The sequence below is a fragment of the Oceanobacillus sp. FSL K6-0118 genome (assembly GCF_038006665.1).
Taxonomy (GTDB): Bacteria; Bacillota; Bacilli; order Bacillales; family Amphibacillaceae; genus Oceanobacillus; species Oceanobacillus caeni.
Genome location: NZ_JBBOVR010000001.1, coordinates 2080185 through 2092091 on the forward strand (window position 1 = coordinate 2080185; position 11907 = coordinate 2092091).

Annotated in this window: 11 protein-coding genes and 2 pseudogenes; 9 read left to right on the forward strand and 4 right to left on the reverse strand. The window is 37.2% G+C overall.

What is annotated here, in order from left to right; all coding sequences use genetic code 11:
• Window positions 1-26 precede the first annotated feature (26 nt).
• Together MHI02_RS10670 and MHI02_RS10675 are read left to right on the forward strand one after the other, a co-directional pair.
• On the forward strand, window positions 27-1151 hold the full coding sequence (locus MHI02_RS10670) for an ROK family transcriptional regulator (RefSeq protein ID WP_060669289.1): 1125 nt from the start codon (window positions 27-29) through the stop codon (window positions 1149-1151).
• Between the two features lie 173 nt (window positions 1152-1324).
• Entirely contained in the window at window positions 1325-1972 is a 648-nt protein-coding gene (locus MHI02_RS10675; protein ID WP_216884312.1) for a hypothetical protein, read from the forward strand.
• Window positions 1973-2078: 106 nt separating this feature from the next.
• On the opposite strand, the gene MHI02_RS10680 is transcribed toward MHI02_RS10675, so the two are convergent.
• Window positions 2079-3359 (reverse strand): Na+/H+ antiporter NhaC family protein, encoded by a 1281-nt coding sequence (locus MHI02_RS10680; protein WP_060669291.1) that lies wholly within the window; start codon window positions 3357-3359, stop codon window positions 2079-2081.
• Between the two features lie 397 nt (window positions 3360-3756).
• Here MHI02_RS10680 and aspA point away from each other — a divergent pair, with 397 nt between their 5' ends.
• The 4 genes and pseudogenes from aspA to MHI02_RS10700 all read left to right on the forward strand — a co-directional run.
• Window positions 3757-5181: an aspartate ammonia-lyase gene (gene aspA, locus MHI02_RS10685; protein WP_341165890.1), complete on the forward strand. Its 1425-nt coding sequence runs from the start codon at window positions 3757-3759 to the stop codon at window positions 5179-5181.
• A gap of 202 nt (window positions 5182-5383) precedes the next feature.
• On the forward strand, window positions 5384-5767 hold the full coding sequence (locus MHI02_RS10690; protein ID WP_060669292.1) for a hypothetical protein: 384 nt from the start codon (window positions 5384-5386) through the stop codon (window positions 5765-5767).
• Window positions 5768-6060: 293 nt separating this feature from the next.
• Window positions 6061-6459, forward strand: coding sequence for an IS200/IS605 family transposase (tnpA, locus tag MHI02_RS10695; protein WP_114335144.1), 399 nt, complete (start codon window positions 6061-6063; stop codon window positions 6457-6459).
• A gap of 11 nt (window positions 6460-6470) precedes the next feature.
• A pseudogene (locus tag MHI02_RS10700) lies at window positions 6471-6578 on the forward strand (helix-turn-helix domain-containing protein); the annotation flags it as partial.
• A gap of 311 nt (window positions 6579-6889) precedes the next feature.
• On the opposite strand, the gene MHI02_RS10705 reads toward MHI02_RS10700, so the two are convergent.
• A complete protein-coding gene (locus MHI02_RS10705) occupies window positions 6890-7771 on the reverse strand; it encodes an IS3 family transposase (protein WP_052771788.1) in 882 nt (293 codons plus the stop codon).
• On the reverse strand, window positions 7768-8067 hold the full coding sequence (locus MHI02_RS10710; RefSeq protein WP_052771711.1) for a helix-turn-helix domain-containing protein: 300 nt from the start codon (window positions 8065-8067) through the stop codon (window positions 7768-7770). Before MHI02_RS10710 ends, MHI02_RS10705 begins: the two co-directional genes overlap by 4 nt.
• An 88-nt stretch (window positions 8068-8155) precedes the next feature.
• Between MHI02_RS10710 and MHI02_RS10715 the strand changes: the two are divergent.
• From MHI02_RS10715 to MHI02_RS10725, 3 genes and pseudogenes are all read left to right on the forward strand, one after another.
• A pseudogene (locus MHI02_RS10715) lies at window positions 8156-9169 on the forward strand (RNA-guided endonuclease TnpB family protein); the annotation flags it as partial.
• Between the two features lie 217 nt (window positions 9170-9386).
• Window positions 9387-9878: a hypothetical protein gene (locus MHI02_RS10720; RefSeq protein ID WP_341165891.1), complete on the forward strand. Its 492-nt coding sequence runs from the start codon at window positions 9387-9389 to the stop codon at window positions 9876-9878.
• A 241-nt stretch (window positions 9879-10119) separates the two neighbouring features.
• Complete coding sequence (locus MHI02_RS10725; RefSeq protein WP_145524192.1) at window positions 10120-10758, forward strand: fumarylacetoacetate hydrolase family protein; 639 nt, start codon at window positions 10120-10122, stop codon at window positions 10756-10758.
• A gap of 162 nt (window positions 10759-10920) precedes the next feature.
• Here the strand turns inward: MHI02_RS10725 and MHI02_RS10730 are convergent, their stop codons facing one another.
• The gene (locus tag MHI02_RS10730; protein WP_047186740.1) at window positions 10921-11766 is read right to left on the reverse strand and encodes a protein-glutamine gamma-glutamyltransferase; all 846 of its coding nucleotides are present in this window, start codon (window positions 11764-11766) and stop codon (window positions 10921-10923) included.
• Window positions 11767-11907 lie beyond the last annotated feature (141 nt).

The window sequence follows — 11907 nt, forward strand, 5'->3', positions numbered from 1 at the left end:
ATTATTTTATGTAATGAGGTATGTTCATGGATAATAACATCACTTTTAAAGATATTAAGAGAAGTAATTACTCATCCATTTACCATCTTATTTATCAAAAAGGGAAAATTTCTAAACAAGAAATCGCGAATCAACTTCATTTGAGTTTACCAACTATCACTCAGAATCTAGTACGGTTGGAAAAAGAGAAACTGATAGAGAAGAGTGGATACTTTCAATCTTCTATTGGTAGACGCGCAACTGCTTACGGGATATGTACTCGGGCTAAAATTAGCATCGGGGTGGAAATCCAGAAAAAACATGTGAAAATTTTAGCAATCGATTTGCGTGGAAGCGTATTTCAGCAAACGGAACTATCCATTCATTATTCTAATGTCGACCGTTATTACAAGGAGGTGAGCGAGGCTGTACAAGCTTTCATCACAACACTTGATGTGGATCAAGAACAGGTTCTCGGTATTGGTTTTGCCGTAGAAGCTTTAACATCAAATGATGGACAAAAAATAACTTACGGAAAAATATTACTGCCTACAGGGTTAGAAATTGATGCATTTTCCCAATATCTCGATTATCCTTGCGAGCTTGTTCATGATGCCAAATGCGCCGCAACAACAGAGTTGTGGGTAAGAAATGATATTGGCGATGCTGTTTATTTGTCTATTGGTATACATCTTGGGGGTGCGATTATTATAAATGATCAACTTTATATGGGGAAAGACGGCCACAGTGGTACAGTTGAACATATGATAATTAATCCCGAAGGCCCTCCTTGTTATTGTGGAAAAAGGGGTTGCATGGAAACCTACAGCTCTATAAGCGCGCTTCTAGAGGATGATGAATCATTAGATTACTTCTTTCAACAGGTACGTTCTAATGTCCCTTCTTATGCGGAAAGATGGAATGTCTTTTTAGATCATTTAGCGTTGTCAATCAATAATATACATCTTGTTATTAATCGAGAATTTATTTTAGGTGGCCATCTTTCTCCATACTTAAACGAAGAAGATATGGAAATTCTTCATGAAAAAGTTAACGAAAAAACGGCATTTCCAACGAATGAGCCATTTATTCATATTAGCCGTTCACCAGCAATGGGAGTTCCCAAAGGTGCTGCCATACCATTTGTTCAAACATTTTTGGATTCGATCTAATTGTGTGTGGATAATCATTTTGAGGAAGATACTTAGTTACTCCTAATCAGGAATTTCGGTATGTATTTGGTAAAAGTACTTATCAGAATTTTCTAACCTATCATTGACATATGTACACAATGAATATATACTCCGGATATATATTTACTGCGTAGATAAAGGGTGGGGGTAAAATGGACGTTATATTAGAATACCAGTGGGAAGTTTTTATCGGAATAGAAGTGCTATCATTAGTTTCCCTTTTGTTATTTGGGGTTGTTCGCTATGTATTTAATAAACAGAAACGAAGCTTATCCTTTTTATTTTTGTTTGTGTTATTGCTATTTCTAGAAGCTGCTTTGGCAATTTTTATTTATAGGGAAACTGGAGAATTTTCTACATTCCAAATCGTCATTACGATATTTGTTATATATGCCTGCACGTTTGGGATTAGTGATTTCAAGAAGCTAGATCGTTGGATGCGTTTAAAAATAGGAAATTGGCGAGGTACAGAGCTACTGACGGAAAAAGATAAGTACGTGATGAAGAAACAAAAAGATCCAAAGTATATTGCTAAGAAATATCGATACAGTTCTATGATCCATTTCCTGCTTTTTGTAATTGCGCAACTGATATTTTTGTCTTATAGCCTAGATAGTATGGAACAAGCAATACCATATTTAACAGACTTATCATGGATAGGTACAGAATATGTTGAAGAAACACCATATTCCAATGAAACCTTATATGGGATTTCGATGGTTTGGGGATTAGTTTTTATTGTTGATTTTATATATTCATGGTCGTATACCATCTTTCCATCCAAGCAGAAAGGTGAATAGATGATAAAGTTTCATGAAAAAGCCCTCTGCCGCATATGAATGCAGACAAAGGGCTTAAGCACCACCATCGTATGATAGAAAATTCCGGGATTCTGTTTTTATTTTCCTAGGCTCTCTTTTTTGCCGGATATCCAATAAGTATAGCGATGATTCCGCAAACTCCTATAAGAATTGGATAAAAAGAGTATTGCATAATGCTCACTGGTGATATTCTGGCTACGCTTGCGGCTGCCAAAAATTGAGCACCGTATGGCAGAAGGCCCTGGATTGCACAGGCAAAAATATCTAAAAGACTTGCGGATTTTCGTGGCTCAATTTCATACTGCTCTGCAATATTTTTTGCGAGTGGGCCAGCAATTAAAATAGCAATCGTATTATTAGCAGTCGACAAATCAGTTAGGCCCACGAGACCGGCAATACTTAATTCAGCACTCTTTTTCGATTTAATCTTCCGTGTCACAAGGTGAAGAAGATAGTCAATTCCGCCGTTAAATTTAATTACCTCTACCATTCCAGCTATTAATATGGCAAGAAAGGCAATTTCGTACATACCTGCCATTCCTTCACCAATCTTCTGCAAAAAGCTCATGACATGATAACTGCCATCCGCTAAGCCAACAGCCCCTGTAAGAGCAATCCCTGATGCCAAAACAAGGAAAACATTCATACCAGCTAACGCAAAAATAATAACTAAAACATAGGGGAGGATTTTTACCCAATTGTAGCTTACATGCTCTACTGATGTCGTTTCACCCATGGTAATTACCCCTAAAATTAGGCATGTTACAATAGCTGCTGGTAATACAATCCAAAAATTCACCTTAAATTTATCCTTCATTTCTGCACCTTGTGTACGGGCGGCAGTAATGGTTGTATCGGAAATAAAGGATAAATTATCGCCGAACATGGAACCGCCAATAATGGCCGCCATTACTAAAGCCATAGCAAGATCGGTTTGCTCGCTTATTCCAACCCCAACTGGTGCAAGTGCAACAATCGTTCCCACCGAAGTACCCATGGATAAGGAGATAAAGCAAGCAATAATGAATAAGCCTGCAACAAGCAGATTCTGAGGAATGAAAGATAAAGCAAAGTTAACAGTGGAATCCACTGCGCCCATGCCTTCTGCCGCCTCTGAAAAGGCCCCAGCCAAGAGGAAAATGACAACCATCAGCATGACATTTAAATTTCCTGCGCCTTGGCAGAAAATATCAACCTTACGTGCAAACGGTTCTTTTCGATTCATTGCTAGAGCCACAGCACCTGAAATGGCGATGGCGACAATGACGGGAAAGGCATAAAAATCACCTGTAATTATCCCTGAACCTATAAATAAAATTAAAAAAACAACAAATGGGATCAGTGCCCATGGATTTCCTTGCTTCATTGTCTACCTCCAAAGTAAAAACGGGACACATCTTTTATTCTTCTCTGCCCCGAAAAAAAGGCCTCATCTTGGAACAACGAGGCCTTTTATCTATAAAAAACCTTATTTTTTGTCACATGAATAAAGATTACATGATTTTTATTGCTTTATCAACAATGGGAAACTAAAGCGTTCTTATATAAACTTGGATAAATAATGTATCAAATAAGATTGTCTGAATGGACAGATAATGGAGAATTAAAAGAAATAACCTATTTGATTGTAATTCTTAAAAGTATTTGTTGCTGAAGATTTATCTTATGTTATATTGTTAATGGATAGTCTATATTGGAAAATGTGAAGCAAAAATTACAGCTCCTCTTTTCCTTTTTTAAATATACTTGGGAGAGTGAAAATGATGTCCATCACGTTGAGTCAAACGAGAATTGAAAAAGATCTTTTAGGGCCTAGGGAAGTTCCAGCTGAAGCTTATTACGGAGTTCAAACCCTTCGTGCGGTTGAAAATTTTCCTATTACAGGATACCGTATTCATGAAGAATTGATTGCGACAATGGCCATCGTGAAAAAAGCTGCAGCGCTTGCAAACATGGACGTGAAGCGCCTTGATACTACAATTGGGGAAGCAATCACTAGGGCAGCGGATGAAATGATTAACGGTAAGTGGCATGATCAAATCATAGTTGATCCGATTCAAGGTGGGGCAGGGACCTCCACCAACATGAATATAAATGAAGTCCTTGCTAACCGTGCACTTGAATTAATGGGGTATGAAAAAGGGGATTATTCCCATTGCAGTCCGAATACACATGTCAATATGTCGCAATCGACGAATGATTCCGTACCATCAGCGATTCATATTGCTGTACTTCGACTATTAGAGAAGTTATTGGAAACGATGGAGGATATGCATTCTGTATTCCAACTGAAAGCCGAAGAATTTAACCATGTCATTAAAATGGGACGCACCCATCTTCAAGATGCGGTGCCAATAAGACTCGGTCAGGAGTTTGCAGCTTATAGTCGTGTAGTGGAACGCGATATAAAACGGATTAAACAAACGCGCCAGTATTTATATGAATTGAACATGGGCGCAACGGCTGTCGGTACCGGTTTAAACGCAGATCCTCGTTATATAAAATTAGTTGTATCACACATCGCCGATATTAGCGGTCTTCCGGTAGTTGGCTCCGAACATCTTGTTGATGCAACGCAGAATACAGATGTATTTACAGAGGTTTCATCAGCATTGAAAGTTTGTATGACTAATATGTCAAAGATAGCGAATGACTTACGTTTAATGGCTTCAGGTCCAAGAGCCGGTTTAGGTGAAATCAGTTTACCTGCAAGACAGCCTGGTTCTTCTATCATGCCTGGTAAAGTAAACCCAGTTATAGCGGAAGTAATTAATCAGGTGGCGTTCCAGGTCATAGGTAATGACCAAACCATCAACCTTGCATCTGAAGCAGGACAGTTTGAGTTGAACGTCATGGAGCCTGTACTCGTATTTAATTTATTGCAATCAATTAGTATCATGAATAACGCTTTCCGTACTTTTACAGACAATTGCTTAAAAGGAATAGAAGCCAATGAAGCAAGATTAAAAGAGTATGTAGAAAAGAGTGCCGGAATTATTACTGCGGTTAACCCTCATATTGGATATGAAGCAGCATCCAACATTGCACGCGAGGCAATACTAAACGGGACTTCTATCCGAGAACTATGTTTAAAATACGATGTATTAACAGAAGAGGAATTAAATTTGATATTAAATCCAGATGAAATGACACATCCTGGAATTGCTGGTGCCGAATTATTGAAGTAAAATAACCTTTCAATGAGTTTTATATTAGATATATACCAGGTAAAAGGTCCCCTACTATATGAATGGTTTTGTATAGTAGGGGACTTTTTTTCGTGTATTTCCATTATAGTCTTTTTTACTAACTATTTTTTATAAAATAATGAAACCTCTGTTCATATTATTCGTATTAAAGTTGAATCCATGGCAATGGGAGGAACTAGTTTTGATTGAAATGCGTGAAAAAGAAGATCTGAAATACTCAAACGATATTCCGGGATGGGCAAGAATTGTTCAAATGATTATATTATGGTTCTTATATTTGATCGGAATTACAGCATTTGGCTTCGGGATTTTATTAATCTATTGGCAACAATGGTTTGGCGTAATTGCTTGTTTTGCTGTGAGCGGTTTTATTTTATGGGCTAGCTCTATTATTAAAAAATCCAACAAGATGTATTCCGACATTGACCTGAAATGCGAATTGCAAGAAGAAGGTTATTATACATACGTTCAGAATAAAAAAAACAAGAGAGGAGTGGAAACAATTCGTTCCATTCGAACAAATGCAAGAAGTATTGATCGCTCGGACAACCCGTTATCAGTCTAAGGGCTCGGATCAGCTAGGTTATTGGGGCTAAAATGATTATGAAATGGACGGATGAGCAGGGACACCCGCAATATTCCTTATTCGGTTTGGAAGATTCTAAAAAAATGGAAGAATGGGTCCAGCGATTTAACGCACTTCCGAAAGAAGTCTCCCTCTTCAAGCGTGTGAAGGGCGTAGCCCAATGGTAAGGGGAGATGAATTTCGGTTGGGCGACAGCCTCAAGGCTTTTTCTTTTGCCTTTATTGTTCATTAAGGTATAATCAGTCTTATAAAACATAAGGATTGATATAAAAATGAAATTAGATAGTAATAACCATTCAGTGTTCTCGATGTATTATCATCTTGTGTTAGTCGTGAAGTATCGTAGAAAAGTAATAGATGATACCATTTCAGATTATGCCAAAGATAAATTTGTGACATTGAGTGAAAGGTATAATATTACATTAGTTGAATGGAACCACGATATGGACCATATTCATATTTTGTTCAAAGCACAACCTAACAGTGAATTATCGAAATTCATCAATGCCTATAAAAGTGCCAGTTCAAGACTTATCAAGAAGGATTTTCCTCATGTTCGTAAAAAATTATGGAAAGAAATGTTTTGGTCAAGAAGTTTTTGTTTGTTGACGACTGGTGGTTCACCAATTGAAGTGGTGAAAAAATATATTGAAAATCAAGGGGCAAAGTGAGGTGATTTGATATGGCTAAACAAAATAAAGCGTACAAGTTTAGATTGTATCCAACAGATGAACAGGCTTTGATCATACGCAAAACGTTTGGATGTGTCCGTTTTGTCTACAACAAGATGCACCTGGTTCTGTCAAGTAGACAGTACTGAAGTGTCTCTAAATTTTTACTCAATACATTGTCTTACCAAATATTTGAGCTCTTATCATATCCACCACCCTTGCCAGGCATTTGGGTTCGTGGTGGTGAATAAAGTGGCGAATCGGGAAAAATAAAGCTATTAAAGCTCCCTATTCGCACACACAGCGTACCACGAACCATCTCTTCTAAGCTCTCGTTGGTCGGGGCCCCTATCCCCAACACAACGAATCGCCAAGAAGAGGCATGCCTGGCAAGGGCAAGCAGCTCCGCTGTGGCTCCCTGCATGCATTTTTAACTGGCATAACGCTTGATGTATTTTACGGGACTTGTTTGTAATTTTGTGTTGATTCGATTATGATTAAAGTAATGGATATATTGGTTTGCCGCATTTTGAACTTCAAATACATTCTTTGCATTTTCAAAGAAGCATTCTATTTCACACTTGTAATGACTAAAGAAGTTCTCAATGCATGCGTTGTCCCAGCAATTGCCTTTGCGAGACATAGATGGGGTGAGGCCCATCTCTTTGACACGCATTTGATAACCAGCGTTTGTGAATTGTGTGCCTTGATCACTATGTAGAATGGCACCTTTCACAAACTTTTTTTCTTTTAAACGATTTAATGCTTCGTACACAAGTTCTATATCTTGACGATGACTAATTGCATACGCCACAATCTCGTCATGAAATAAATCTTTAATCGCACACAGATAAATATATTTGTTTGGTCCCTTTTCCACTGGTAAATAGGTAATATCAATCGCAAACTTTATTCCAGGTTTCTTCGCTTGAAAGTTGCGGTTTAATAGATTAGGTACTTTTTTATTTATTTCGTTACGCTTGACAGAACGCCTTTGACGGATTTTACAACGAATACCATATTTCCGCATGATCTTGGATACACGCCTCTCTCCAACCTCAATGCCATATTCATCTTTTAATGCCATTTTCATTCTTTTTCTCCCCAACGTACCACGATGTTTATGATGTAATTTGATGATGTAGTTGTATAATTCTTCATCCCTTTGTGCCTGAACACTACCCCCTCCACGTTTTTTCCATTTATAATAACCAGATCGTGATACATCAGTCAGTTGAACTAACATCGTAACAGGATAATCTTTCTCATTCGCTTCTATAAAGGAAAATTGTACCTCTTTCTGCTTTCTCACATCCTTTCCAGCTCCAAAAGCTTTTTTAAATATTCAATTTGTAATGCTTGTCTTTCGATAATTTCATCTTTGGTTTCCTCTTCTTTTCGTTTCTGTTTACCTATGCTTTTCATACCTCTTGTATCTTTTAACGCTTCATAACCTCCTTCACGTACTTTATTAACCCAACGATTCGCTACTCGAGGTGCACTAATGTTATATTCTTTTATCAAATCACGGATCGCGTGCCCCTCGAAATATTTTTCAACTACTGTTTTCTTTAATTCATAACTGTATCTTTTTAGTTGTCTTGCCATATTCATCCCCTAATTTCTATCTTTTTCTACTATAAGATTATCAAATGAATAGGACACTTTCTAAAATTGTCTACTTTACTGATACAATAACAAGATGTTAGCTGAACGTAAAGAGACTTATGATTTATTAAAGGATGATAAAGATGCCTTAAAAAAGGTGAAGAACCCTACTCCTGCCAAATACAAGAAAGAGTACGAATGGCTAAAGGAGGTAGATTCCTTAGCGTTAGCGAACGCACAACTAAATTTGGATAAGGCATATAAAGCATTCTTCAAGGGAAATGCCAAATTCCCGAAATTCAAAAGTAAACGACACAGGCAAAGCTACACAACAAATGTTGTAAACGGTAATATTCAGTTATTGGATAGTCATATCAAATTACCTAAACTAAAAATGGTCAAAATCAAGCAACATAGAAAGATACCATCCGAATACAAAATCAAATCTTGTACCCTATCTATGACCTCATCAGGAAAATACTATATTTCTATTCTTACAGAGTACGAGAAGGAGATAGAAAGCAAAGAAATTGAAAAAGTAGTCGGGTTAGATTTTGTGATGGATGGGTTGTTTGTCGATAGCGAGGGTGAGAAAGCCAATTACCCTAAGTTTTATCGACAAATGCTTGATAAATTAGCAATGGAACAACGTAAACTTTCGCGTAAAAAGAAAGGCTCTTCTAATTGGAATAAACAACGTATTCAAGTAGCTAAAATCGGGGAGAAGGTCGCCAATCAACGGAAGAACTTTCTTCATCATAAGTCGAAAGAACTAGTAACTAACTATGATGCTGTTGTGATTGAAGATTTAGACATGAAGGGGATGTCACAAGCACTAAAGTTTGGTAAAAGTGTCGCTGATAATGGGTGGGGGATGTTTACTTCTTTCTTACACTACAAATTAAAAGAACAAGGGAAACGACTTGTCAAAATAGATAAATGGTTCCCCTCTACAAAAACCTGCTCGAAATGTGGGGCAGTAAAAGAAATCAAATTATCAGAACGCACTTATCAATGTGCATGTGGACTAAACCTTGATAGGGATTACAATTCAGCACTCAATATCAAAAAAGAAGGCATTCGATTGTTAGAAAGTGCCTGATAAAAAAATAAACTCTTGGAACAAGAGGGTTAGCTTGGTCAAATTCGTCAGCTACCAAAAGTGGCGATTACCCAAGAAGCCCCCACTTCAAGCAACCCGTGAGGGTGGTAAGAGGGGGTAGTTCACTCAAAACAATATCCCAGTCTATAGCTCAGCGGTAAATGTTAATAGGGTACAGCTAGAAGATTACAAGAATGGTTACGATGATTTGCCGAAGATGCCATATGATAGTGACAGAAGTTCATCTAGGATTGGCACGATTCGCTATAGAGACTTAAAGCCATGGCTTAGTTCGGAAATGAAAGAGAATAAACGAAACAAGGAAAAAATGCATGATAAGAAGTTCTTCAATCCTATTTTGCTTGCACTGATCATCGGGAATTTTCTTATTGCGGTGAATTGGATGCCATCATGGCAGTTGGATGATGGCATGTTCGGTGATGAATCTCCATCTTTTTTAATAAATATAATAAACTTTATGCTTCTTATAATAGTTGGGGCTTATTGGCGTGAAAAGGTGAGATGGTATCGTTCTTTAAGAGATGTCGGGCTTCTTTTATTTGCGCACCTGTTAGGCGGGGCGTTTTTGCGATTGTTTCAAACGGTTCCAACTGGGATGTTCGATGCGATTATCGTTGATGGATTGACGCTAGCTTTATTCAATGGAATTTTCTTTATCATGTTCAGAACTCTACGAAAGTTGTTGTAAAGACCACTCCTCAAAAATAGGGTAGAGTTCGGGCACTAGAGTGATAGAATATGACTAACTGACCCAATAGCCGCAACAGTCGGTTTGAATAAAGGGGTACACCATGATGAATTTCATATTGGTGAAGCAACTGTAGGAATATTGTGCTGAGGGAAAATATCGTGAGCCATGCTTCCTTCAAATTAAAAAAATGAATATATATTACCTAATGTATAGGAAAATGTAATGGAAGAGGTGCAAAATGAATTTAAAAAATAATCACATGAATAATATCTATTGTGTTGGTCGTAATTTTGCTATGCATGCTAAAGAATTAAATAATCCAGTACCAACATCGCCTTTCCTTTTTTTAAAACCATCTCATGCACTTGTTGAGGCAAATGGTGAAAAAATTGTGCTGCCTAAGGACAAAGGAGCCATTAGGTATGAGACGGAATTAGTTTTAAAAGTTAGCAAATCTTATAAAAGAGGTATTACAGTTGATGAGCTAGTCCATTCCATGGCTCTTGGGCTTGACATGACACTAGTAGATGTTCAAAATGATTTAAAGAAAAAAGGCCAGCCTTGGCTATTGGCTAAAGGATTCAAAAATTCAGCAATTATCACTCCATTTATTCCCTTTCCGGGTGTGGAAGATTGTAAAAAAGTAAACTTTAGTCTAGAAAAAAATGAGAAGACCGTTCAGGTTGGAAATATAAAGGATATGATCTTTGATTTACAAACGATTGTTGATTTTGTAGGTCTTGAATTTGGTTTAGGGGAAGGGGATATTATATTCACCGGAACACCTCAAGGGGTAGGAAATGTCGAAAATGGGGATAAATTAAAGTTGTTTTGGGATAAGGAAATATTAGGTGAGTGTACAGTTGCACTTGAATAGGGTTTTACTTTTCATTCGCTAGTATAATGTGAATGCTTTGTATCGTTTTTGCAGATGGTTATAAATGGTGTGGAACAAGTCATCATGGTAAACATCTATCCGGAAAACGGGAAATAGACCCGGTCTTCCGGAGTTCATTTATTTTTATGTTTGAAAGTTCTTTTAGGGACTATAAACCTTATTTAAATAGTATAGGTATTGATCATATGAAATGGAACTTTGATTATGGAGTATAATGGGATGCAGAATTTTGGGAGTTATATAAGCCCGTGGCAGGATCGAATATTTTGCTAAATGTTTAAACGATGGTCTTGTGACAAAATTTTTCAGATAGGCTGATAGATTACTTCCTGGCCTTCTTGTCTTGTTTAAAAATTCAATCATATGTTCAGCGCTCTCTATTCCTACTCCGTGTCCGAAATATGTGTCATTTCCAAGAACAACGGCATTTTCTCCTCTCCACCAAGGCGTTTCCGGATTATAATCTGGATTATTAAAGTAGACGACATCTCCAGGTAAGATATAATTCGTTATCATGTTGTGTATTCCAAGATCGGGATCTGCATGCCAACTATATAAATAGAGATTTCGGAATAATTGATTAAATGCATTTTCATCCATACTATTTAGAACGGCATGGTAATAGATAATCAATATTGCGGTAGCACATTCAAATGCATATAGTGAACTATTTTGGTAGATGTCTCGAATCGCATCAGATGGTTTTACACCATCCCTTAATTGGAATCCACCAGCATTTGTCAATAGCCAATATTCGGGATTACAACGAGATTCTACTAGTAGTGAAAATGGTGAATTGCCTTGATTCATGGCTTTTGCACTTACTATGATGTTTTTTCGCAACTTAATTTCAAACAAAAATTCATCTTTGGACTGATACGAATAAACAATGGGATTATCTTGCATTAGCCGAATGATTAACCTTTCAATGTCATCCGTTTGCCACATGTCACTTTGTTGAAAATCCATTCCTGCTAGTTGTATCAATAATTTTTCCTCCTATCTAACCATCATTAGTGTTTTTACCAGCATATTCGGCCTTCTTTTGGATGTGTATTTCTACATCCGAATATAAAATTTGGACTTCCCAAGGGGCGCAATCTTAATACATATGGAGCTTTTTATGAT

Coding starts and splice junctions, on each gene's coding strand:
- MHI02_RS10680 (WP_060669291.1), bottom strand. CDS start 3,359: ATGAAGCAAGGAAATCCATGGGCACTGATCCCATTTGTTGTTTTTTTA.
- MHI02_RS10725 (WP_145524192.1), top strand. CDS start 10,120: ATGAATTTAAAAAATAATCACATGAATAATATCTATTGTGTTGGTCGT.
- aspA (WP_341165890.1), top strand. CDS start 3,757: ATGTCCATCACGTTGAGTCAAACGAGAATTGAAAAAGATCTTTTAGGG.
- MHI02_RS10710 (WP_052771711.1), bottom strand. CDS start 8,067: ATGGCAAGACAACTAAAAAGATACAGTTATGAATTAAAGAAAACAGTA.
- MHI02_RS10720 (WP_341165891.1), top strand. CDS start 9,387: ATGCCATATGATAGTGACAGAAGTTCATCTAGGATTGGCACGATTCGC.
- tnpA (WP_114335144.1), top strand. CDS start 6,061: ATGAAATTAGATAGTAATAACCATTCAGTGTTCTCGATGTATTATCAT.
- MHI02_RS10670 (WP_060669289.1), top strand. CDS start 27: ATGGATAATAACATCACTTTTAAAGATATTAAGAGAAGTAATTACTCA.
- MHI02_RS10675 (WP_216884312.1), top strand. CDS start 1,325: ATGGACGTTATATTAGAATACCAGTGGGAAGTTTTTATCGGAATAGAA.